At 69.4% G+C, this 23,067-nt stretch carries 15 protein-coding genes and 2 pseudogenes; 5 read left to right on the forward strand and 12 right to left on the reverse strand.

What is annotated here, in order from left to right; translation table 11 throughout:
- The first annotated feature begins 103 nt into the window (after positions 1-103).
- Together ACIQBL_RS08255 and ACIQBL_RS08260 are read left to right on the forward strand one after the other, a co-directional pair.
- On the forward strand, positions 104-2,377 hold the full coding sequence (locus tag ACIQBL_RS08255; protein WP_401938236.1) for an MMPL family transporter: 2,274 nt from the start codon (positions 104-106) through the stop codon (positions 2,375-2,377).
- 42 nt (positions 2,378-2,419) lie between these two features.
- Positions 2,420-3,259 carry an SDR family NAD(P)-dependent oxidoreductase gene (locus ACIQBL_RS08260; RefSeq protein WP_401938239.1) on the forward strand — a complete coding sequence of 280 codons (840 nt, stop codon included), beginning with the start codon at positions 2,420-2,422 and terminating at the stop codon, positions 3,257-3,259.
- A 16-nt stretch (positions 3,260-3,275) separates the two neighbouring features.
- On the opposite strand, the gene ACIQBL_RS08265 is transcribed toward ACIQBL_RS08260, so the two are convergent.
- From ACIQBL_RS08265 to ACIQBL_RS08315, 11 genes and pseudogenes are all read right to left on the reverse strand, one after another.
- Complete coding sequence (locus ACIQBL_RS08265) at positions 3,276-4,457, reverse strand: GTP-binding protein (RefSeq protein WP_401938241.1); 1,182 nt, start codon at positions 4,455-4,457, stop codon at positions 3,276-3,278.
- A 6-nt stretch (positions 4,458-4,463) separates the two neighbouring features.
- On the reverse strand, positions 4,464-4,634 hold the full coding sequence (gene rpmF / locus ACIQBL_RS08270) for a 50S ribosomal protein L32 (protein ID WP_401938243.1): 171 nt from the start codon (positions 4,632-4,634) through the stop codon (positions 4,464-4,466).
- 68 nt (positions 4,635-4,702) lie between these two features.
- Positions 4,703-5,122 carry a Fur family transcriptional regulator gene (locus ACIQBL_RS08275; RefSeq protein ID WP_401938246.1) on the reverse strand — a complete coding sequence of 140 codons (420 nt, stop codon included), beginning with the start codon at positions 5,120-5,122 and terminating at the stop codon, positions 4,703-4,705.
- Positions 5,122-5,961, reverse strand: a complete 840-nt coding sequence (locus ACIQBL_RS08280) for a metal ABC transporter permease (protein WP_401938249.1) — start codon at positions 5,959-5,961, stop codon at positions 5,122-5,124. The genes ACIQBL_RS08275 and ACIQBL_RS08280 overlap by 1 nt, the downstream gene beginning before the upstream one ends.
- Positions 5,958-6,863, reverse strand: coding sequence for a metal ABC transporter permease (locus ACIQBL_RS08285; protein ID WP_401938251.1), 906 nt, complete (start codon positions 6,861-6,863; stop codon positions 5,958-5,960). The genes ACIQBL_RS08280 and ACIQBL_RS08285 overlap by 4 nt, the downstream gene beginning before the upstream one ends.
- Positions 6,860-7,783 (reverse strand): metal ABC transporter ATP-binding protein, encoded by a 924-nt coding sequence (locus ACIQBL_RS08290; RefSeq protein ID WP_401938252.1) that lies wholly within the window; start codon positions 7,781-7,783, stop codon positions 6,860-6,862. The genes ACIQBL_RS08285 and ACIQBL_RS08290 overlap by 4 nt, the downstream gene beginning before the upstream one ends.
- A complete protein-coding gene (locus tag ACIQBL_RS08295; RefSeq protein ID WP_401938254.1) occupies positions 7,780-8,751 on the reverse strand; it encodes a metal ABC transporter solute-binding protein, Zn/Mn family in 972 nt (323 codons plus the stop codon). Before ACIQBL_RS08295 ends, ACIQBL_RS08290 begins: the two co-directional genes overlap by 4 nt.
- A 127-nt stretch (positions 8,752-8,878) precedes the next feature.
- Complete coding sequence (locus ACIQBL_RS08300; RefSeq protein WP_401938255.1) at positions 8,879-10,846, reverse strand: SMI1/KNR4 family protein; 1,968 nt, start codon at positions 10,844-10,846, stop codon at positions 8,879-8,881.
- A 93-nt stretch (positions 10,847-10,939) separates the two neighbouring features.
- Complete coding sequence (locus tag ACIQBL_RS08305) at positions 10,940-12,925, reverse strand: hypothetical protein (protein ID WP_401938258.1); 1,986 nt, start codon at positions 12,923-12,925, stop codon at positions 10,940-10,942.
- A 136-nt stretch (positions 12,926-13,061) separates the two neighbouring features.
- Positions 13,062-13,319 carry a hypothetical protein gene (locus ACIQBL_RS08310; protein WP_401938261.1) on the reverse strand — a complete coding sequence of 86 codons (258 nt, stop codon included), beginning with the start codon at positions 13,317-13,319 and terminating at the stop codon, positions 13,062-13,064.
- 24 nt (positions 13,320-13,343) lie between these two features.
- Positions 13,344-13,541: pseudogene (locus ACIQBL_RS08315) on the reverse strand (CorA family divalent cation transporter); the annotation flags it as partial.
- A gap of 994 nt (positions 13,542-14,535) precedes the next feature.
- Between ACIQBL_RS08315 and ACIQBL_RS08320 the strand changes: the two are divergent.
- The 3 genes from ACIQBL_RS08320 (at position 14,536) to ACIQBL_RS08330 (ending at position 21,335) form a co-directional block, all read left to right on the forward strand.
- Positions 14,536-15,654, forward strand: coding sequence for a hypothetical protein (locus ACIQBL_RS08320; RefSeq protein WP_401938263.1), 1,119 nt, complete (start codon positions 14,536-14,538; stop codon positions 15,652-15,654).
- Entirely contained in the window at positions 15,651-19,823 is a 4,173-nt protein-coding gene (locus ACIQBL_RS08325) for a hypothetical protein (RefSeq protein ID WP_401938266.1), read from the forward strand. The genes ACIQBL_RS08320 and ACIQBL_RS08325 overlap by 4 nt, the downstream gene beginning before the upstream one ends.
- Positions 19,824-20,375: 552 nt before the next feature.
- Positions 20,376-21,335, forward strand: coding sequence for a reverse transcriptase domain-containing protein (locus tag ACIQBL_RS08330; protein WP_401938931.1), 960 nt, complete (start codon positions 20,376-20,378; stop codon positions 21,333-21,335).
- 516 nt (positions 21,336-21,851) lie between these two features.
- Here the strand turns inward: ACIQBL_RS08330 and ACIQBL_RS08335 are convergent.
- A pseudogene (locus tag ACIQBL_RS08335) lies at positions 21,852-23,066 on the reverse strand (recombinase family protein); the annotation flags it as partial.
- Position 23,067: the final 1 nt, after the last annotated feature.

Consider the following 23,067-nt stretch of genomic DNA (forward strand, 5'->3'; position numbering starts at 1 on the left):
CGTCAGCACGGCGGCGAACGTCCGAGACTCTACTGTAAGTAGTCAACTAACTACTGTTAGCTACTTTCGGTCGTTCGTCGGTGCCGATGCGGAGAGAGCCCGGATGAGTGCGCACAGCATGCTCGGAACACAGAAGGAACCGGACGCGCGAGGAGAACAAGGGGCGGCGGGACCGAACGGCCCGCGGGAGGACCGCTCTTCGTCGTCCCCCTGGCGGGTGTTGTGCGTCGCCGCCCTGTTCGCGGTGGTCTGCGCGTTCTTCGCCGGCGGCGCCTTCGACCGGCTGTCGCAGGGCGGTTACACCCCGGGGACCACCGAGGCCGAGCGGGCCGACCGGGCCGTGGCCCGTCAATTCACCGTGCCCGCCGACGACGTGGTCCTCCTCGTCCGGACCCGCGGGTCCGCCGACGATCCCCGTACCCGCACGGCGGGAGCGGCCTTCACCGAGCGTGTCGCCCACCTGGACGGCGTACGCCGGGCCGCGTCGTACTGGACCACGGGCGACCCCGCGCTGCGCTCACGCGACGGCCGGGCGGCCCTCGTCGTCGCCGAGTTGCGGGGCGGCGAGTCGGACCGCGTCCGCACGGCGGGCCGGGTCGTGCCCCGACTCACCGGCGCCCAAGGGCTGTTGGACGTCTCGGCCACCGGCCCGGCGTGGGGCAGGCACGAAGCCGTCGTCGAGAGCCAGTCGGACCTGACGCGCTCCGAACTGTTCGCGACCCCCCTGGTGTCGCTGGTACTCGTGGCGGCCTACGGCTCCCTCGCGGCCACCCTCGTGCCGGTGGTCATCGGCCTCCTGTCGGTGGCCGGCGGGCTCGCCCTGCTGCGGCTGCTCAGCCAGTTCATGGAGGTCTCGGCGTTCGCCGCCAACATCACCACCGCGCTGGGCTTCGGACTGGCCGTCGACTACGGGCTGTTCCTCGTGGCGCGCTACCGCGAGACCGTCGCCGCCGGACTGCCCGAGCGGTCGGCCATCAACGAGACCGTTCGGACGGCGGGCCGCACCGTCCTCTTCTCCGCCCTCACCGTGGCGCTGGCCCTCTCGGCCCTGCTGCTTCTGCCGATGCCGTTCCTGAAGTCCCTGGCATGCGCGGGGATCGCCGTGGTGGCCCTGTCCGCGGGTGCCGCGCTGGGTGTGGTGCCGGCCCTTCTCGCCGTGCTGGGCCCGCACTTGGACCGCGGTGACCTGTTGCGGCGATTCCGGCGCCGGGCCGGTGGAGCGTCCGCCGAGAGCCCAGGATGGCGGCGCGTCGGACTGGCCGTGGCGCGCAGGCCCGTGCTGTTCGGCGGCGGGTGCTGCCTGCTCCTCGCCGCGATGGCACTGCCCTTCGGCCATGCCGGGTTCGGCCTGGTGGACGAACGGACCCTGCCCGCGTCGGCCTCCTCCCACGCCACGGCCGACCGCGTCTCCGCCGACTTCGCCTCCTCGCCCGACCGGGTCCTGAACCTCGTACTGACCCCGCCCGCCCCCGGCGGGCACGCAGCGGATGCCGCCGTGGCCGACTACGCGCTCCGGCTCTCCCGGCTGCCCGGTGTCACCGCCGTACGCTCGCCCTCCGGCAGCTACCGCGACGGGCGGCGCACCGGCCCCCCGACGCCCGCGTACCGGGGCCGGAACGCGACCCTGCTGACCCTCGCCGCGCCCCAGGCACCCGGAAGTCCGGCCGCCGAACGCCTGGTCGCCGCCGTCCGGGCACTGCCCGCCCCGGGATCCGTACTGGTCGGCGGCCCGGCCGCGCTCTCGGCGGACACGACACACGCGATGGCGGGCGCTCTCCCGCGGGCCGGACTCGCCATGTTGATCAGTACGTTCGTCCTGCTGCTGCTCTTCACCCGGTCGCTGCTGCTGCCGGTGAAGGCGATCCTGGTCGGGCTGTTGAGCCTGACGGCGAGCTTCGGCGCGATCGTGCTGGTCTTCCAGGACCACCACGCGGCCTGGCTGGTCGGCGACTTCACCCCCACCGGCACCCTGGAGACCAGCATTCCTCCCCTGCTGTTCTGCATCGCCTTCGGGCTCTCCGTCGACTACGAACTCTTCCTGCTCTCCCGGGTCAAGGAGCACTACACCGCCCACGGCGACAACCGCGCGGCCGTGGTCTTCGGCCTCGCCCGCACCGGACGCCTGGTCACCGCCTCCGCGCTGGTCGTCGCCGTCAGCATGGGCACCCTGGTGCTGTCCCACATCACCTCGCTCAAGATCCTCGGCTTCGGCCTGTCCCTCGCCGTCCTGGTGGACGCCACCCTGGTCCGAGGCGTCCTGGTGCCCGCCGCGATGTGCCTCGCGGGCCGGGCCAACTGGTGGCTCCCCGGCGCCGGCGGAGGGCGGCACGAACCGTGTGCGTCCGCCTGCTGCTCCACGTGGTCCGTGCCGCGCTGACCGCGACCGCAACCTGCCCGGTCCAAGGTCGTTGACGGCTGTATGAGTCAGCGTGGAGGCCGACAGGTCGCGGTGGTCACCGGTGCCGAATCGGGGGCCGGCCACCTGGCGGCGTGGTCGCTGGCTCGCCGGGGCGCCGACGTGCTGCTGTGCTCCCGAGACGCGGACGCGGCCGACGCGTTGGGCCGCAGGCTGCGGCGGGAGCCCGGCGCGGGCGAGGTGACGGCCCTGGCGGTGGATCCGGTAGCGCCTGAATCCGTACATCGCGTCGCGTCGTACGCGGCCGATCTCGGCGCGGGGCGCGTGGACCGACTGGTCCTGCACACGGCCGACGACGCCTCCCGAGCACCGGGGCAAGTACCGTGCTATCCGGGCCTGTTCGCGCTCACAGGTGCGCTGTACCCCCTGCTGCTGCGGAGCCAGGACAGCGTGGTGCTGTCCGTGTGCCATCCCGCCCATCGACTCGCGCGGACCGGCAAGTCGGCGCGTCCCGGGGACTCCGGCCGGCCGGTCGGGCGTGCCGATGACGAACTGCTGAAGGTGCTCTTCGCGGCCGAACTCGACCGGCGCGTGCGGCTGGCGGGGCATCGCGTGTCCGTGGTGGCCGCATACGTGCCCGGCGCGCTGGACGTCCTGTGGAGCCGTGGCCGGGGACGGTGGGGGAGCCGGGGGACACTGCCCGCGCTGGAGCGTTCCTCCGCGGTCACCCGGGCTCTTCTCGCCCCGGACCTCGTGGGCGGGACCCTGTACGGATCTCGCTGGGTGCCCAGGGAGCGCGTCCCGCGTCCGATCACCCGTGGCCTGCACCGCGAATCGCTCGCACGGGCGTCCGCGATGTGGTCGGACGCGGAGGCGCTCACGGGACTCCGTTTCCTCACATGAACCGGGCCCGGGGTTCTCAGGCGCCCGCCACGAGTTCGGGGTGTTCGTGCGCGCAGGTGTCGTCGATGCCGTAGGTGTCCCAGGCGGGGAACGGGTCGACGGGCGGGAGGTCCTCGCCGTCGGCCATGAGGCAGTCGGACAGGGCGGCGCGCAGTGCTTCCGGGTGCAGATGTGTGCCGATGAAGACCAGTTCCTGGCTGTCGGGGCTGTCGGGGTTGCTCGCGGCGGACGGTTCGAAGCGGGCGACGGACCCTGCCTGGGACCACAGCCCCGTCACCCGTGGACGGCCGGCCAGGGTGAAGAACCCCTTGGAGCGCAGGATCCGCCCGTACGCGCCGCTGTCGAGTCCCTCGGTCACGAACGTCCACAACCGGCCCGGGTGGAACGGCAGTTCGGAGCGGAAGACGATCGAGGAGATGCCGTACTCCTCCGTCTCGGGGACGTGGTCGCCGTTGAGTTCCCGCACCCAGCCGGGGGCCTGTTGGGCGCGTTCCAGGTCGAAGAGCCGGGTGCCCAGTACGTCGCCGACCTTCACGCGGCCGTGGACGGCCGGGACGACGCGCGCCGCCGGATTGAGCCGGGTGAGGGTCGCCCGCAACTGGTCGGCCGACTCCTCGTCGACCAGGTCGAGTTTGTTGAGGACGATGACGTCGGCGAACTCGATCTGGTCCATGAGCAGGTCGCTGACGGTGCGTTCGTCGTCCTCGTACTGGTCCAGGCCGCGCTCGACGAGTTCGTCGCCGCCGGCCAGTTCGGGCAGGAAGTTCGCGGCGTCGACGACCGTGACCATGGTGTCCAGGCGGGCGATCTCCCCGAGGGTGGCGCCGTCGTCGCGGGCGAAGGCGAAGGTCGCGGCCACCGGCATGGGTTCGGAGATGCCGGACGACTCGATGAGCAGGTAGTCGAAGCGGCCCTCGCGGGCCAGCCGGTCGATCTCCTCCAGCAGATCGTCGCGCAGGGTGCAGCAGATGCACCCGTTGGTCATCTCGACCAGGCGTTCCTCGGTACGGGACAGGGCCGCCTCGCCGCCGCGCACCAGGGCGGCGTCGATGTTCACCTCGCTCATGTCGTTGACGATGACGGCGACGCGCAGGCCCTCGCGGTTGCCGAGGACATGGTTGAGGAGAGTGGTCTTGCCCGCGCCGAGGAAGCCGGACAGGACGGTGACGGGAAGCCGGTCGCAGGAGTCGTCGGACATGGACGGTCAGCCCTCGGGGCGCAGCAGGCCGCGTTCGTACGCCTTCGCCAGCCGTTGGGGCACCAGGTACGCGACGCCGTCGACGGTGATCGGTACGAGCGGCGGCGTGGTCGCCTTCCACTGGGCGCGGCGGTGGCGGGTGTTGCTGCGGGACATCTTCCGCTTGGGAACGGCCATGGGGTCCTCCTGGACGACTGCGATGGCTATCGGTGAGCTGCGGCAACGCTACATGAAAATGAATCCCATTATGAAATTGCCTGGCATCGCGGGCACCTGCCGGTGAGTTCGACGGTGTGCTCGACCTCCGCGAAACCGGAGATGTCGGCCACCCGCCCGGCCCAGGTCTCGACCGCCTCCGAGTCGACCGCGACGCTCAACCCGCAGGCGCGGCACAGCAGATAGTGCTGGTGCTCCGGGAACGGGCGGTGACGGAACAGGCGTTCACCACCCCGGTCGCGTACGACGTCGGCGCGACCGGCCTCCACGAGGGCGGCCAGGGTGCGGTACACGGTGTTGAGGCCCACGCGCGCGCCGTGCGCCTTCAGTGTGTCGTGCAGGGCGCGGGCGCCGACGAAGCCGCCGTGGTCGATCAACGCCCGTACGACGCTGGTGCGTTGGGCGGTGCGGCGGCCGATGAGGTCCAGGTCGTCGGCCGGTGCGCTCATCACGCCCCCGCGAGACCGGCGCGGGCGTGGGGCCGGCGAACGGCGAGGAGTGCGACCGCGTAGACGGCGGTGGCGACGGCCATGATGGCGAAACTGGGCGGGAGTTGGGGGACGTAGTAGCTCAGGGCCAGGCCCGCCCACATCTCCGCCACCGCGAGTCCCGCGGCCAGCGCGAGGGCGTGGTACGGCCGGTCGGTGAGCCGTTGGGCCGCGCCGGCGGGGGCGGCGAGCAGACCGAGCAGCAGCAGTGAGCCGACCGCCTGGGTGGCCTCGGCCGCGCAGGCGCCGACCAGGATCAGGAAGCCGAGGCCCAACAGGCGTACGGGTACCCGGCGGGCCGCCGCCACCGCCTCGTCGACGGAGGCGAAGAGGAGGGGACGGGCGACCGCGAGCACGGCGAGGCAGAGGAAACCCCCGACGACGGCGGCCAGTTCGGCCTGACCGGCGGAGAGGCCGAAGACCGAGCCGAAGAGGACGTTCACCCCGGCGGTGCCGTTTCCGGTGTTGCGGGACGTGGTGTAGAGGGTGAGGAAGAAGACGCCCAGACCCAGGATCCACGAGAAGAGGCTGCCGATGGCGACGTCGTCGGCGCGGCTGCGGCGGCCCAGCGTGCCGAGGATCACGGCGAACAGCACGGTGGCCGCGAACAGTCCCAGCCGCAGGTCGTAGCCGAGCGCGAGGGCCGCGAGCGCTCCGGTGAACGCGACGTGGCTGAGCGCGTCGCCGGTGAACACCTGGGCGCGCAGCACCAGGAAGTACCCCACGAGACCGGCCGCCAGGGCGATCGCGGTGCCGGCCAGCATCGCGTGCACGAAATAGGGGTGGGCGAAGGCGCTCATGCGACAGCACCCGCTCCCGCCGTACGGTGCCCGCCGACGGCCGTGGAAAGTGTGCGGGCCGCGCGGGACAGGACGTACACCGCGAAGGCGAAGGTCGTCACGTAGAAGCCGATCGGGTACGGCGAGTAGTAGGCGGCGATCAGCCCGCTCCAGGTCACCGCGACCGCGATGAGCACCGACAGTGCCAGGCTCGCGGCGGGCCGCGCGGTGAGCTGTTGCGCCGCCGCGGCAGGCATCACCAGCAGGGCGAACACCAGCAGGGTGCCGGTGATCTGGCTGGCCTCGGCGGTCGCCGTCCCGAGGAGGACGAGGAAGACCACGGACAGGGCCCGCACCGGCACCCCGCGTCCGGTGGCGACGTCCTCGTCGACGGAGGCGAACAGCAGCGGCCGTCCGACGACCGCCAGTACGCCGAGCGCGAGGGCCGCCACGATCGTCAGCACGGTCACCTGGACGGTGGTGATGCCCAGAAAGCTGCCGAACAGAAGGGAGTTGACCCCGCCGAGAAACCCTTTGTACAGGGCGACGAACAGGAATCCGCAGGCCAGCAGGAACGCCTGGACCGTGCCGGTCAGCGCCGACTCCTGACCGCTGCCGCCCGGCCCGGCACGCGGGATCGCGGCGATCACCAGGGCGCCGCCGACGCAGAACGCGAAGTAGCCGAACCCGGCGCCGATGCCCAGCAGCGTCGCGCAGGCCGCGCCGGGAAAGCTGACCACCGCGAGGGTGTGCCCGGCGAAGCTCTGCCGCCGCAGCACCATGAACCAGCCCATCACGGCGGCCAGTACGGCCACGACCGTGCCGGCCCGGAAGGCGTTGACCATGAAGGCGAACGCCCAGATCTGCCGCAGGTCGGTCACCGGATTCCACGACCAACCGGCGCTCGCGTCCGCCCAGTTCACGGCCTGCCCCCCTCGGCGTGCCGGTCGGCGTGGACGGCGGGCGCCTCGGGCTGGCCGACCACCACCAGCCGCCCGTCACTGGTCCGCAGCACCTCCACCGGTACGCCGTAGAGCCGCGACAGCGTCTCGGTGGTGATCACCTCCTCCGGGCGGCCCGCGACCGCACCGCCCTCGGCGATGTACACCACCCGGTCCAGCCACGGCAGGATCGGGTTGACGTCGTGCGCGACCATGACGACGCTGACGCCGGCCTCCCGGCAGATCCGCCCGATCAGCGCGGCGACCGCACCCTGATGCGACAGGTCGAGACTGTCCAACGGCTCGTCCAGCAGCAGTAGTTCGGGGTCGCGGACCAGCGCCTGCGCGATCAGCAGCCGCTGCTGCTCACCGCCCGAGCACTCGCCGATCGGCCGGTGCGCGTACGCGCTCGCCCCGACCAGTTCGACGACCTCGGCGATACGGTCCCGGGCGGCCCGGCGCCGGGCACTGAACCGGGCCGGCACCGGCAGCGGTACGCCCCAGCGGTCGCCGTCCAGGCCGAGCCGCACGATGTCGGTGCCGCGGATGCGCAGGCTGGCGTCGAAGCTGCGGCGCTGCGGCAGATAGCCGATGCGGTGACCGGCCCTGCCGGGCGCCTCGCCCAGCACGACGACCTCGCCGGCGGCCGGCGGCAGGATGCCGAGCAGCATCTTGACCAGGGTCGACTTGCCGACCCCGTTCGGGCCGAGGACGGCCACGAACTCCCCGGCACCGACGTCGAGTTCGACACCGGACCACAGGGTGCGGCCACCCACGCGCACGCCGGCACCGCGCAACGACACGACGGGGGAGCGCGGTTGCTGTGACGCGCTGGGCTGTGCGGAGACTCGGTGCCGGGCGGCCGTGTCGCCGGGCCGGGTGGCCGGATTCACGGTGCTCACCTGGCCGTCGCCTGCCCCAGGACCTTCTCGATGCCCTCCAACTGCCGTACCTGCCACGCCTGGAAGGAGGCCCCGGCCGGGGTGAGGGTCTCGGTCACGGTCGCGACCGGGATGCCCTCGGCCTTGGCCGCCTTGACCTGGGCCTGTACGTCCGGGGTGGCGTTCTGGCTGTTGTAGACGTAGACCTTGATCAGCTTCTGGCCGATCTGCCGGTCGATCGTCTGCTTGTCCTTGGCCGTCGGGTCGGTGCCCTCGCTGATGGCGTCCAGGAACGACTCGGGCGTGAGCATCTTCAGGCCCAGCCCCTCGGCGAGCGGGGTCACGATGGACTCCGAGGCACCGATCGGGGTGTTCGCGTACTTGGCCTTGATGACGCCGATCAGCTTGGTGTACGGCGCGAGGGTCCTGGTCTCGAAGGTCGCCTTCCGGGCGTCGAAGTACGCGGCGTCCGCCGGGTCCAGCTTCTTGTAGTCGGCGGTGATCTTCTCGATGACCTGGTGGACGTTGTCCGGAGAGTACCAGCGGTGCGGGTTGCCGCCCGGCTTGACGCCGACCAGGTCGCCGACCTTCAGATCGGTACGCCCGCTCTCGGGGTTGGCGGACAGCAGCTTGTCCGCCCAGGCGTCGTAGCCGACTCCGTTGACGATCGTGTACTGGGCGCCCGCCACCAGCCGGCCGTCGGCTGCGGTCGGCTCGTAGTCGTGCGGATCGGCGTTGGGGTTGTTGATGATGCTCTTGACCTGCGCGTGAGCTCCGCCGAGCTGCGCGGCGATGCTGCCCCAGAAGTTCTCCGCCGCCACGACCTTGATGGTCCTGCCCGCCGTCGTCGATCCGGCGTCGGCGGCGTCGGCGGTGTTGTCCGAGGAGGCGGTGGAGCAGCCGCTGGTGGCGGCGAGTGCGGCTACGGCGGTCAGGGCGCCGGCGATCAGGCGGGCGGGGCGGGATATCGGAATGCCGGCAGTGCGCACGACGGGGTCTCCTTGACGGGCTGAGGGGATTCGCACACAGGGCGGGGCCCGGTGGAGCGGAACACCCTCGACCGTAGATGGAAACGATTGTCACTACTAGAAGACCGGTAGAGTCAAATGAAAATCATTACGGATGCTTGACCGTGTCGCCTCCGGGGGAGCCGTCCGCCGGGCGCGCGGCTCCGGGATGTCCTCCCGGCTGTATCCGCACCACCATGTACGTCTCGCCGTGCTTCGGCGGCCGGGTCCAGGAGCGGGTGGTGAAAGTGTGCAGCCGTCCGTGCACCAGGGCATGACGCGGCAGAGACGCACCGAACTCCCCGGCCACCGCTTCCAGCAGCGACCGTTCCACCTCGGCCCCGTCCTCCAGGTCACCGAAGAACCGGCTCGGGGGCAGCGCCCCTGGTATCTCCCCGCTCTGCCGGACCTCTCCGTCCGCGTACGTGAACGCGTACTGCTCGACACCGTCCCGCGCCACCGAGAGGTGGAAGAACGGGTCCCCGTGCCGTGCCCGCAGCCCGCTCCACACCACCACCGCGCGGGTGCCCACGCCGGTGGCCGAGGCCGGGGAGACGAAGCGCTGCCTGTTGAACCCGGCGGGATCGCCGTCGAAGGCGAAGCTCCAGCCGGTGCCGGCCCGGCCGACCGCCATGAGAGCCCTGTCGTCGTAGGACGAGAACTCCCTTGTGCTGTGCGGCGATCCGTGGCGCGCCTCCCAGAAGGTCATCGGTTCGCTCAGCACGGAGCTGTCCGCGTTCCCGTCCCCGAGACGTGCGGGCAGCTCCTCGGGCTCCGCGCCTTCCACCAGGACGAACCGGTAGGACGTGCGGTGGTTGCCCCGGTCCGGCTCCGCGAGCCAGGCGAGGTCGCCCGGGTCGAGACCGGCCGTCGGCCTCGGTGCCTCGCCGGCCTGACCGCCTCTCGGAGTGGACAGCAGCTCACGGCCACGCTCCGGGGTCAGCAGCGGCCCGAGCAGCGGGTCGGCCACCCACCCCAGCGGCGCCAAGTGGTCCGGTCCCAGCGGTTCCCACAGGGGCAGGGCATCCAGCAGCGTCCGCCATGCCCCGTCGGTGTCTCCCCACCGCGCCGACTCCCGCGCCCGCTCGACCGCTTCCCCGAACGGTCCGGCCGCCGTGTACCGGTACGTGCCGTTCCGCACCTGATCCAGCGTCGCGTAGGCCAGCGACATCAGGTCGTCGTCGGCGCCCCGCAGAGGGAACGACACGGTGGAGTCGTCCCGGTACGAGTGCGCCGCGTGCTCGGCGACCAGCGGTGGCAGCAGTTCGGGTGCGTACCGCGGGTCCGTCACCAGGCCGTCGAAGTACACCATGTAGGTCTGTCCGAGCAGTCGCCGTATCTGGTCACCCAGCCCGGCGGCCCGCGCTCTGCCGTACCCCTTGGCCTCGTCCAGCCCCTTCGCGGCCCGCTCCCAGCCGCCGCGCAGCGCCTCCAGCCGGGCCTCCTCCACCAGGGCGTCCAGCCTTCGCGTCGTGTCGTTGGCGAACACCGGCTCCCCGTCGCTCCGGCGCGCCCGCACACTGTGGAACTCGCGGTGCATGTCGCGCATGAACTCACGGAAGTTCGCGTGCCGTTCGGGCGACTCGGCCCGCCAGCTCGCCCAGGTGTACACGGCCCACTCGCCGTCCTCGTCCACGTCCTCGGGATCCATGAGGACGTGGACGACGTCGGACTCGACGTCGAGCTGCAGCCCGCGCCGCCAGAGGTCCGCCTCCCGTCGCTCCTCGGGCGAGGCGTCCTCGTCCAGGTACTCCTCGAACATGTCCGCGAGCCCCGACTCGTTGTCGTGCCAGCGCGCGTCCTCGGTCCCCGCCAGCAGCCACACGAACCCGCCCGCGTGCCGCCACCCGTCGCTGACCTGGAGGAACTCGCGGTACGACGGGGGCATCCGCCGGCCGAGACGCTCCTCCATGACGGCGATCCGCTCCTCGGAGGCGGGAGGGAACCCCAGCCAGCGCGCCCGCCGCGCGGCCTCGTCACCCTCGCCCCGCGTCTCGCCGTCCAGTAAGGAGTCCGCCCACTCCCCGCTCCACCCGAGCAGGAAGGACCGCCAGTCGAATGCCGTGGAATCCGTCATACGCCCGATGCTGCCACCCACCACTGACAACGCCCCGCCCGCCGCATCCCGACGGCCCGGATGCCTCCCGTCCCGCGGCCCCGGCCCTCGGCCTCAGCGCACGACGACCGCGGACGTCGTCGCCGAACCGTTCGTCCAGCCGTACCGCTTGGCCGTCACCGTCGCCGTGATCCTGTGCCCCTTGTCGGCCTTCACCAGCACGTACGTCGACTTGGTGGCTCCACGGAGGGTCTTGCCGTCGCGCTTCCAGACGTACGTGTACGTGGTGGCCGTCGGCGACCAGGTGCCGTGGGCGGCGGTGAGCCTGTGGCCGGTCTTTGCCGTGCCGGTGACCGCGGGCGCCTTGGTGGCTTTGAGGGCGGAGCCGACCGCGACCGTGGCGGCGGCGGAGGTGGAGGGCGTCGAACCGGCGCTGTTGGTGACCGTGGCCCGGCAGGACACCTTGTGCTTGTAGTCGGAGGCGGTCGGGGTGCGGGTCCTGCCGGTGGCACCGGAGACGACCGCGCCGTCGCGCAGCCAGGACCAGGCGACCTTGGCGCCGGTGCCGGTCCAGGCGGCGTTGCAGGTCACCTGGGAGCCGGTACGGACGGTCCCGCTCAGCGTGGCCTTCGAGGTGATCACCGGCTTGGCCAGCAGGGTCTGCCACCGGGCCGAGACCTGGCTCGTGAAGTCGCCGCTGCCCACCGCTTCGCGCGACAGGACGGTGGCCCGGCCGTCGGGACCGGCGGCGACCTCGCCGTACAGCGCCTCCGTGCTGGAGACATCGGGGACGGGCGCGCCGTTGAGGGCGGTCGCCCTGCTCCAGGTGCCGTCGGCGCGGACCGCCCACTCCAGGTAGTGGTCGTCGCCGTTGTCGATGCTCGGCACCTGCGGCCAGACGACCTGCACGGTGCCGTCGGCGCCGATGGAGGCGTCCACGTCGAAGGTGACGTACCCGGTGGACAGCGTCTTCGGGGCGGACCAGGCGCCGGTGCTCGCGGAACGGGTGACGGCCCTTACGACCGGCTCGCCGTCGGCGCTGCTCCATCCCGCCCACACATAGGTGAGGTCGCCGTTGGGCGCGGTCAACGGGTCGCTGCCGTCGCTGTAGTTGAAGCCCGCGACCACGGTCTGCACAGCGCCCCAACTTGCGGAGGGCGAGGTCCGGGTCACCGCGTTCAGGTCGGTGCTCGTCCCGGCGGCGTTGGCGCCGCGCCACAGCACGGTGGTGGCGCCCTTGGCGTCCGACGTCACCTGTACGACACCGTCCGTGTGGCCCACGCCGGGCAGCACGGCCCCGTCGCTCCAACTGCCGTCCGCCGTGGCACGGGTGGCGGTGAGGACGGTGTGCTGGATGCCGTCGGCGGCCTGGTCGTAGACGTCCCACACCGCGGTGGCCGAGCCGTCGGGGGCGACCGCGAGCGCGAGGTCGTAGACGGAACCGGTGGTGACCGACGCGAGCGGCTGCGCCGTCGACCAGGCGGTGGCGCCCGGGGCGAGGCCTGCCGTCATGACCTTGTAGTCGTCGAACTCGCCCTGGTCCCATACGGCGGTGAGGGTGCCGTCGGCCGCCGAGGCGATCCGGGGCAGGCCGAGGTAGGTGCCGCCCGGGTACGAGGCGATCGGGACCGGATCCGACCAACCGCCCTCCGCCGGGGTCCAGATGGCGGCGACGGCGGCAAGGTCGGCGTCGGCGTCCCTGCCCTCCACCCAGGCCACGACGGCCCGCCCGGTGGGCGTCACGGTCAGGACCGCGGGGGAGGTGCTCTCGCGGCCGGTGGCCAGGGTGTGGACGGCGCCAAAGGTGCCGCTTCCGGCGGACTTGACGGCGACGTCGTAGTTCCAGTGCGTGCCGTCGGCGGCCCGGTCGCGCCACAGTGCGAACGTGGTGCCGTCGCCGGCGGTCTCGACGTCGATCAGGGTCTGCTGCCCGTCGGCGCCGGTCAGCGCGGTGACGGCGCTCCAGGGACCGGCCGCCGTCGGGTATCCGGTGGCGGTCGCGGGGACCGCGGAGACCAGAGAGGTGACGGCGGTGACCGCGGCGGTGAGCGCCAGGGCGGTGGCTCTCGGTCGACGTATGCGAGAGGTGCTCGGTGCCACGACGGCTCCTGTGTGTGGTGGGGTGTCGCACTGGTGGAACCCGACGTGGGGGAAGTCCGTGGCGAGATTATCCGACCTTGCGGAACGCCTGACCGGTGGGATGCCGGACGGTACGCCAACGTGAGCCCATCACAGGTCAAGAAGTGAAGTCGCTGGTGCCGGTGACCCAGTTGTCCCCGTCCCAGAGGGTCGCCGCGTCTTCCAGCGGATCGGTCCCCCCGTTGGTCTCTGCCGCGGCCCGATCGAGGGCCGCCGTGCGAAAGTCCAGGAGTCGGAAGGGCAGGTCCCCGGGGTGGTTCGGTTCCGCGTCGCACATCGATCGCGGAGAGACCTGCGGGGACGCGGGAGCCAGGTCGTCGAGGTCCGGGGTGTCCTGATGGCTGCGTCCGCTCACGGGAGCGTCTCCCGAGGCGATTGCTCAGAGCCAGTCCTTCCGCTTGAAGATCACGTACAGACTGGTGCATACGACCGCCATCAGGATGATCGCGAAGGGATACCCGAGCACCCAGTGCAACTCCGGCATCCGATCGAAGTTCATCCCGTAGATCGTCCCCACCAGCGTCGGCGCGAACAAAATCGCCGCCCAAGAGGAAATCTTCTTGAAGTTGTCTACCTGGGGGCGCTGACCTGTGGTGATGCTGCTGAATCGGTCTCTGCCCTGGGCTGATCCGTCTTTCTGAATCTTTCAGATGCATGCCCGATTACGCAGTCGATTCTCCCCACGGGCTCCCCAGAGCCGTCTGCACTCCCCAGATTCTCCCCAGAAGCCGTCTCTGCTAGGGGCGATGAGGCATGGTGGGAAGGCCCACTCAATGACTTTCCATGGTCACGAAGAGTGGTCAAGGCAGCAGGTGGATGGACGGAGGTCTGACCGAGCCACCCTGATGTATCGAGACGGGCCGTTCCAAACCTATTCCCAGGTGTCCGGAGACCGCGGCGATGCGCAGATCGTGGACGGCGCGGTGGTATCGCTCCAGGCGGCTGCGACTCAGGTGGGTGGAGAGGCCGGTCTGGACGCTGGAGAATGCATCTGCGCATGTTCCGCCGAGGCGGAAGGCGTGGTCGCTGCCGACGACGGGAAGCCGTGCATTGTGTACGCAGCGTCCTGGGCGCTGCCGATGGCTGCGTGGGGGATACAGCGGAGAAGCGAGGGCTTCTCTGGCGGTATGGTGAGGTACGGAGTGGTGAGGCGTCAGCGAAGGCGGTGAGCCCTGCGGCGGCAGTACGTGCGAGGACTTGCTGAAACCATCCGGCGTGTTTCCGGGGCGACGTGAACACGGGGTTTTCTGGGCGCCCTCTTATCACCGCCGGTGTGGGCATGCCTTGGGGTCATGCCTCGTCGCGGAGCCGTTCGTCCAGGTTGCCGAAGCCCCACGTTGGTAGGAATTACATGCCGAGCTGCGCGCCAGGCCCTGCGCAGGCGGTACCCGCCTCGGCAGGTCACACGGTCGCGCCCTCAGCCCTCGGGATTCCGTGCCTCTTGACGCCTCGTCCCGAGAATTAAATTCCGAGCCCACCGGCCGCGTCGCTGCCATCCGTCTGAGCAGTGCCACATGCCCAGGCCAAGCTAGTGTTGCCGAGAACTGTTCACCGTGGCCGAGGTGGGGGACATGGGTCCGAGCGCAGACGTAGTGATCCTGACTGCTCTGCCGGTCGAGTTCCAGGCGGTGTTGGCGTTGCTCCACGACCGATCGACGCTGGTTCATCCGGAGGGCACTCGTTGTGTGGCGGGGACTTTACCGGGGGCAAGCGGAACCATCGCCGTCGCCCGAATCGGTGCTGGCAACCTGGGCGCCGCTGCCCTCAGCGAGCGGGTCCGCCAGTGGCTGAATCCGCAGGCATTGCTCTTCGTCGGCGTCGCGGGCGGTCTGAAACCGTCAGTCGCGCTCGGAGACGTAATCGTGCCGACGAAGGTCCACCATCTCCACCCGGGGAAAGAAGCGCCCGGAGGTTTCCGCGCGCGCCCGGCGCCGGGCGCCGTGTCGCACAGACTGGAACAGGCGGCCGGTACGGCGCTTTGCACGGAGACCTGGCACACGTGGGTTCCTGACGATGTGCGTGAGACCTGGAAGGGAGCCGGCCCGCGTGTCCACTTCGAACCCGTCATCGCCGGCGAGGTGGTTTTGAACTCCTCGGATACACCCTTGCGTACCCAGATCATGTCCAACTACGAGGACTCCTTGGCCATCGAGATGGAATCGGCTGGTGTCGCCCGAGCTGCGGCTCTGTCCGAGGGACTCCAGATCCTCACGCTCCGTGGCATCAGCGACCACGCTGACCCGGACAAGAGAAGTGACGACGCGTCCGGTTCACAGCACCGTGCGTCTGCACATGCCGCCGCCGCGGCGGCGGCCCTGATTTGTGAACTGCTGCCGGACACCGATGGACGTGCCGATTCACGTTCGAGCCGGGCCATTGGACCCGCGACTGATACGGACAAGCCATCATCCACGGACACCGAGTGGGTGAACGCTCTGATGGCCTTCGGAGACATGTCCAAGGCTGATTTTCGGCAGGCCCTTCTCTCCGACATGGGGCAAGTACTCGGCCTGCCGCATGCGTTCATGGCCGCGGAACTACCCATGGCCCGTGATCATGTGCGCGAGATCGTCCGACGGATGAACGACTACCGGGATCCTTTGGCCGCGCACATGGCTGTATACACCGCTCTTGAGTTCGCCCGTCCCGACGACGCGGCCCTGGAGCGGTTGGGCCGGTTGGTGCCATGACGAACGAGGTTTTCACGGTACAAGTCCCGCGCCTGTGCCGCGTACGAGCTGACACCTCCCTCGACGGGGACCTGTTTCCGCTCGATAGCGATGGATTCCTGAGCGGCGAGCACATGGTGGCACCCCCTGGGACCGATGCCGTGCCAGGGGCGCTCGTCGTCCCGAGCGACGTGTCGCGTGAAGGAGCGACGGTACTGCTGGGCGAGCCCGGTGCAGGAAAGAGCACGGTGTTCAGGTCTCTGGTGCAGGGGCTGCCGATGTGGGACGCCCCGACTCTTGTTGAAGGCGCGGACTGTTGTGTGTGGGTCGATGGCCCGGACCTGACAGCGGCCACCTGGGACATGGTCCTGGGCCAGCACCTCGCCCGGCTGCCGAGCGTGACCGTGGGGCAGAACCCATCGCCAAGCACTGGAAGTGTGACGGTGGTGATCGACCAGGCCGATGAGAGCGAGATCTGCCGCAATCTGCCTACCTACCTCAAGCTGGGCCTGAGGAACAAGGACGTCGGGAAACTGAAACTGCTGGTCGCCTGTCGTACGGGTGACTACCCACCTGATCTGACTCGTGTCCTGAACGACGCCTTCCGTAAGTGCTCTCTGGTTGACCTCGCTCCGCTATCGCAAGCCGACGCGATGGCGCTGGTCGACAGCGCCGGCGTCCACGGGGAGCAACTGATCTCCGAGCTTGTCGCCCGGCGTGCCGGAGCCCTTGCGAGTGTGCCTCTGACTTTGGAACTCATTGTGCGCGAGTACCGGGTCAGCGGCAGCCTCAAGGGCAGCACCAAGGAGCTGTTCGAGGACAGCGTCCGGCTGCTGTCCCAGGAGTACGACCTCTACCGTCTCCCCATGCCTGTGCAGGCAACGACATGGCAGCAGCGTCTGGAAGTCGCGGGCCGCATCGCCGCAAGACTCGTGTTGTCAGGCCGACGCACCCTGTGGCGGGGGAATCTGAGAACAGGGCGACCGAGCACGACCGACCTGGACGTCGGAACCCTCGCCGGAGGCACCGAACGGACCTCGGGCTGTCAGCCTTTCGAAGTGACTGCGACCGTCGTCGAAGAAGTGCTTTCCACGGGGCTATTCACGGCGAGCGGAAACCATAGATCCGCTTTCAGGCATTCGTCGCTCGCTGCCTTCCTCGCCGCTCAGCACCTCATCTCCCGCTCCGTCCCCGACGCCGCACTTCGCCGTCTGTTCCTGGTCGGAGCGCCGGACCAGGAAACGGCGGGCATCCCCGTGTCGCTCCGGGAAACAGCCGCTTGGCTGGTTGCTCTGGCTCCCGACCGCACTCAGTGGCTCGCCTCGGCGGACCCGGAGAGCCTGACGATGCACAGCGGACTTGTCGATGCCGACAGCATCAGGGAACTGATCGTCCGTCGCTTGCTGGAGAGGGCCGCCGATGTCGAATTCGGTGAGGCCCGGTGGCAGCTGACCCGCTGGGTGCTCGGACACCCTGGTCTGGGCCGTCAGCTCGCTCCGGTGCTCACGCTGGATCCTGCGGATTTCGAGGACTGGGAGACCCGGGCGAAGGTCGAGGTGGCGCTGAGGCTCGCGGAGCAGTGTCCCTCACCGGACCTGGCACCGCTGCTGCTGAAGGTGGCGGCAGACCCTCGGTGGCCTGCCAGCAATCGCGCGCACGCCGCCAAGGCCGCCTTCGTATGTGACGAGACCTTGACCGCACCAGCCTTGAACGAAGTGCTGACAGCGCTCGAACCGGGAAGCGGGATGGACCCGGGCCTTGGCCTCAGAGGCGTTCTGTTGACCCTGCTCTGGCCTCGATACCTCGATACGGCGGCAATGCTCGACACGCTGATCGAGCCACCGAGCGGCGACCGGTACGGGACGTACGAGCACTTCGTCGCGGCCCTGCCTGCAGTTTGTCCCGAGGCGGAAGTGCACCGACTCGTGACCTGGTTGGCGCGGGTTGTGCAGGAGGACGCAGCCGGGACCCGCAGCCAGATGAATGGGTTCGCGGAGGGCAGGCTCGTATCGGACACAGTCGACCGGGCGCTGAGCGTTCCCGACGCCGAGTCGATGCTTCCTTACCTGGCCCGGATCATCACCGAACACATGCTGAGTCACGAGAAGGTGGAGTTTCCACACGCTCTCAACCCGGTGACATCGGACGGGCTGGAGCCGATCGCGGTTCGGAAGCTGCGACGCGCGCTTTCCCACGCATTGCTCGTCCACGGCCTGAGCGAGGGACAGGCCATGAACTATTTCGCGTGGCTCGTCGTGCGTGAATGGGAGCCCCGCCGCAGGGGGTTCGGAGAGGAGCACGACCCTCACGGTGATCGTCAAATGCTGCTCGACGCAGGTGACTTTCCCTGGGCGTTGAAGAGTGCGGCCGACTTCGCCGAGATTCCTGGACTCGCGGACGCGTACGCCCGGCTTACGGGGGTCCTGTTCTCTCCGCAGAGCGGAGAGAACTTCGAACTCGCCTATGAGAACCAGGACAACCCGGCTTGGCCGTACCTGAGCTGGTTCTACGAGCCGATCGAGATCGACAGCGATCTGGCCAAGGCATGGCGCATGAACCACCGGGCCGCCTCTCCGGAGCCCTGGCCCGACAAGGCCAAGCTAATCGCGGAGCAGCGGAAGCGTCTGGACCGGGTCCGCCAGCACGACACTGACAGTTTCTGGTTACTGCTCTGGAACATGCAGTTCGATCCGAATACGGGCAAAGGGAAGTACCGCTTCGACGGCGAAATCAGCGACTGGCCCGGGTATTCCGTATTCACGGCGGATGAACTCGCCCAGCTCCCCGATTGCGCTCTGGAGTTCCTGCGCCGTGAGCACGATCATGCCGATGAGTGGCTCGGTCTGGGCAAGCAGGACATGCGTGCCTGGGCTGGTGTGCTTGCGCTGCTTCTGCTCGACCGCGAGGGCCGGTTGGACGACCTCGAGGCCGATCGCTGGAGCGCTTGGTCCGGCGCGATCGCCGACCCCCGGCATTTGACCGCGTCCACAATGTGGGGTCTGCTGCTGCAGCGAGCGCTGGTCAACGACGCGCAGGGAATTACTCGTTCGATAGCTGTGGCTGCGAGAGCGCAACTGAACGAAGGCTGTCAGCCGCTAGTGCTGGAGTGTGTGGAGGCGAACTGGTCCTCGGTCGTCACCGAAATGTGGGAGAACTCTTTGGCTGCGCTCTCCGCGGCATTGATTCCCGACTTCGGCTCGGCCCCTGCTGCGGATGCGTGGTCCGTTTCGGCGGAGGCGTTTGAGAAGGAGAACGGTCGATCGGCGTTGGTCCAGACATGGTCCAGCCTCCTCACCCGCCTACTCACCGTGGACAACGCCCTCGCACGGTTGGTTGCCGAGTCGGCCCTGTCAGCCGTGGAGCAGAGCGGCGTCGACATGGACCTCGATCTTCCCGCGCTTGCCGCCGTGTTGCTCCTGGAGGCCGATGGTTTCGAGGCATGGCCAAGACTGAAGTGGCTGATCGATGCATCCGATCGTTTCAGCCGAGCCCTCGCGCTGAAATGCGCCGGGCGCTCTGAGCGCGGGCATGTCGAGGTCTGCGCGGACGAAGCAGGACTGAGCACGCTGTACCGGTGGCTCAGCACAGTCTTCTCCCAGGAAGGGAGCAGCCGTCCGCTCGGTGTGTACACGATGACTCCTGAGATGGAGGCTCTGGACTGGCGCGAGTCACTGCCCGCGACGTTGAGTCGGCGGGGTACTCCGGAGGCGGTCGCCCAACTTAAGATCCTGGCAGCCGATTTCCCCACCCGTTTGAATCTTCGATCCGCACTGATTGCGGCTCGCGCCCAGTGCCTTGCCGCGACGTGGACGCCGGCCAATCTCGATGAGGTCGTCGGCATCCTTGCCGGGGACGTTGTGACGTCCGATCCCGCCCTCGTCGAGGCGGAGCTAGAACTGACCGAGGCGTTGGAAGCCCTACAGGACATGGGCAGCCATGGTTTCCGCGAGGGGATCCTGCAAGACATGCGTCGCCGTATGGGTTCGGTCGGTCTGCTCCCCATCGCGGACCTCAACGTGGCACGCGACCACCTACGGGAGATCGCCCGGTACCTCTATGGCGGGGGCGGTCCGGCAGCCCGGCGGGCTTTGCTCACGGCCTTGGAGGACGCCCGTCCCGATGATCGCGCCTTGGAACGTCTTCGAGGGCTTCTCGCGCCACGCGAAGACACGGGCACCAGTTGGTCTTGAAGTCGTCTACTCGGTGGCGCTGACCTGCAGAGATGCCGCACAATCGGACGCTGAGCTGGGGCGATCTACCGTTCGCCTTCCTCGTCGGAAGATCCCGCTGTTATGAGTCACTGAGGGCTAGCGGGAAGTGCTGCGGTCGCGGGTGGCCCGTTTTTCGACTTCCCAGCGCTGGCGTTGAGGTCGCGGACTGCCCCTAGCCTCGGCATTTCGCGCGCCCAGCAGACTCGGAGGTCTTCGTGATGTAGCGGATCTTGAGTCGTAAGCTCGTTGTCGCCTGCCGGTGGAAGTCCGGTCCGGGTAGCTGCCAGGAGGCCCGGTAGCAGACTGGCGGCGTCGGGGGGAAACGCCCGGCGTCGAAGCCCAGTGTCGAAAGCCCTGTAAGGGGGAGCAAAGCAGCGGTCCGTAGCATCACGCGAAGCCTGCGGCGTCGTTAGAGGCCCGCCTCTCGGGGCGGGGACAGGGAGTGCCGAGCCCCCGAAATCAGGGCGAAGGCCATGGAAGCGGCGAAGATCCTGGAGATGCAGCCGTGAGGGACTCTCCGGCGTATGGGGCATGGAACGTTGCGACGGTGACAGCGGGAACTGGGGAGGCCCTCCCCGGCCCGGCGGCCTGCGGACAGGTGCTGCCGGAAGCTGCGCGTCCTATAACCGGGTGATCCCCGGGAAGTGGGCGCGGGCCGGGTGGGCGTCGGAGGCGGCCGTAGTACCGCGACGAGCCGGCGGACAACACAACCGCCGGCCAGGGAAGGGCCGCTGCTTCGTCGATGTGCAGGTTGTCTGGAGGGACTTGGTGAGTGCCGTTTCGGCTGGTTCCACCACGTCGGGATCCCTGAAGCTGGATCCGGTCCGAGCCTTGCAGCATGCGCTCTACCGGGCGGCCAAGGCCGGTCCCGGACGGCGGTTCCACGCGCTGGGGGACAAGGTCCACCGCAGGGACGTCCTGAGGCGCGCGTGGGTGACGGTGCGTCGTAATAGCGGCGCGCCGGGCATTGACGCCACCACTCTGGCTGAAGTTGAGGAGTACGGCGTTGACCGTCTCCTTGGTGAGCTGGCCGCGGAACTGCGGGAAGGCCGCTGGCGGCCGTTGCCCGCGCGCCGGGTGTTCATTCCGAAGCCCGGCGTGGCGGAGCAGAGGCCGTTGTCGATTCCTTCGGTTCGCGACCGGATCGTGCAGGCCGCGTTGAAGATCGTGCTCGAGCCGGTCTTCGAGGCCGACATGCTTTCGTGCTCGTTCGGGTTCCGGCCGAAGCGCGGAGCACACGATGCCCTCCAGGTCCTCGTGGATGAGGCGTGGCGGGGCAGGCGTTGGGTGGTGGAGACGGATATCGCCAACTGCTTTGAGGCGATTGGTCATGAGAAGTTGATGCAGGCGGTCGAGGAACGCGTCTGCGATCGGTCGGTCCTCAAGCTCCTGCGCGCGATGTTGCCGGCCGGGGTCATGGAGGACGGGCAGGTCCGTCGGCCGGTGTCCGGCACTCCCCAGGGCGGGGTCATCACGCCCCCAACGCAATAGGTAACTCGGGCATGAGTCACCCTCCGTAGCGTCTCGATCTTGATGCTCGTCGTCGGCGGCATGCTCACGGACGGGGATGCGGTGCCGGATGGTGATCTTCTCGGGGCCGACGAGGACGTCCTTGACGAGGAGCCGCAGGACGCGCTGGCGCTCGGGGATCTCGGCTGTCTGGGCGTTGTCACGGAGCTGGGCGAGGAAGCCTTCGAGGTCGTCGGCGAGCTTGAGGTAGGCATCACGGTCGGCGAGCTGGGCGTCCAGCGCGTCGAGTTGGCCGCGCAGGTTGCCTTCCCGGGCCCGCAGGCCGGGCATCCGGGCCCGCAGTTCATCAATGGTGACCAGCTGTTCCTGGAACGCTTCGATCATGCGGGTGATCGCTGCCGTGGCCTTGGCCAGGGCCAGTTCGAGACGGCTGCGCTGGCGGGTGGCGGGGTCGGAAGTGCGGGCGCGGTCGAGCCGCTTGTCGATCTCGGACCGGATCAGGTGCGGGTCGGCGATCAGGCCGATGATGTGGTCCCAGACGACGGTGTCGAGGTAGTCGGCGCGGACGGGCTTGTTGGTGCAGACCCGGCCTCCCTCGTAGCGGTAGTCGTCGGAGCCCAGGCACCGGTAGTAGTAGATCTTCTTGCCTGAGGAGGTGGTGGTCGAGGTGCGGTAGTAGCCGTATCCGCAGTTCACGCAGGCCGACAGTCCCTGGAGCAGGGAGGGGACCTTGCTGTTGCGCGAGGCGAAGCGCTTGTTGTCGGCGAGCCGCTGGGCGGCCCGTTCGAAGGTGGCCGGGCTGACGAGCGCGGGGACGGGGATGGTGATCCACTCCTCGCGGGGCCGGTCCTCGTACTTGACGGCGCGTGGGGTGGTGCGGCCCTCCAGCCTCGCTCGGCGGTTCAGCCCCGGGGACTCGTGGACGGTCCGGGTCTTGCCGAAGGCGGCCTGACCTTGGTAGACGGGGTTGCGGAGCATGCCCCAGACCACGCTGCGGTCCCAGCGGGTCTTCCCGGTGCGGGTGGGGGTGCTGCTGCTGGTGAGCCAGCGGGTCAGGTCCGCGATGGAGGCTCCGTCGTCGGTGTAGCGGCGGAACAGCTCCACCACCAGCGCCGCCTCGGACTCGACGATCTCGTAAGTGGCCCCGCAATCAGGGGTCTTGCGCAGGTATCGGTAGCCGAACGGGGCGCCGCCCAGCACGTTGATGGACCCCGAGCGTGCCCGGTAGGTCTTCCCCCGCCGGTAGCGTTCCATCAGCTGGGCCTTCTCGTACTCGGCGAACATGCCCTGGAACTGGACCATCAGCTGGTCCTCGGGAGTGTCGCCGCGCGGGCCCCGTACGAACTCCACCCGGGTGCCCGCCCGAGCGAACTCCTCGATCAGCAGGGCCTGGTAGGCGAACTTGCGGGCCAGGCGGTCGGGTGCGTAACACAGCACCACATCCACGCCGACCTGGGCGACCAGGTCCCGCAGCCGCTCCAGCGCGGGCCGCACCAACGTCGCCCCGGAGTGCCCCTCGTCCTCGAACACCCACTCCTCGGGCAGCTCAAGCCGCTGTCCGGCGGCGTGTGCCCGCAGGGCCGCGGTCTGCGAGCCGATCGTCTGGTCCTTCTTCTGCCGGGCGGACGACACCCGGGCGTAGATCGCCGCGCTGGTCACCGGCTCCTCCTGCCTGATCGGGGCCGGCCCGCACCCGGGCCCGGCGCTGCGGCACCAACACCGCGTAGGCCGCGGACAAGTCCGCCGCCGCATG

Source organism: Streptomyces sp. NPDC088350 (assembly GCF_044753545.1).
In the GTDB taxonomy this organism is placed as follows: domain Bacteria; phylum Actinomycetota; class Actinomycetes; order Streptomycetales; family Streptomycetaceae; genus Streptomyces.

Excerpts from the sequence above, each read along its gene's own strand:
- ACIQBL_RS08275 (WP_401938246.1), bottom strand. The coding sequence starts at position 5,122 with ATGAGCGCACCGGCCGACGACCTGGACCTCATCGGCCGCCGCACCGCC.
- ACIQBL_RS08265 (WP_401938241.1), bottom strand. The coding sequence starts at position 4,457 with ATGTCCGACGACTCCTGCGACCGGCTTCCCGTCACCGTCCTGTCCGGC.
- rpmF (WP_401938243.1), bottom strand. The coding sequence starts at position 4,634 with ATGGCCGTTCCCAAGCGGAAGATGTCCCGCAGCAACACCCGCCACCGC.
- ACIQBL_RS08300 (WP_401938255.1), bottom strand. The coding sequence starts at position 10,846 with ATGACGGATTCCACGGCATTCGACTGGCGGTCCTTCCTGCTCGGGTGG.
- ACIQBL_RS08330 (WP_401938931.1), top strand. The coding sequence starts at position 20,376 with ATGGAACGTTGCGACGGTGACAGCGGGAACTGGGGAGGCCCTCCCCGG.
- ACIQBL_RS08280 (WP_401938249.1), bottom strand. The coding sequence starts at position 5,961 with ATGAGCGCCTTCGCCCACCCCTATTTCGTGCACGCGATGCTGGCCGGC.
- ACIQBL_RS08260 (WP_401938239.1), top strand. The coding sequence starts at position 2,420 with ATGAGTCAGCGTGGAGGCCGACAGGTCGCGGTGGTCACCGGTGCCGAA.
- ACIQBL_RS08320 (WP_401938263.1), top strand. The coding sequence starts at position 14,536 with ATGGGTCCGAGCGCAGACGTAGTGATCCTGACTGCTCTGCCGGTCGAG.
- ACIQBL_RS08255 (WP_401938236.1), top strand. The coding sequence starts at position 104 with ATGAGTGCGCACAGCATGCTCGGAACACAGAAGGAACCGGACGCGCGA.
- ACIQBL_RS08325 (WP_401938266.1), top strand. The coding sequence starts at position 15,651 with ATGACGAACGAGGTTTTCACGGTACAAGTCCCGCGCCTGTGCCGCGTA.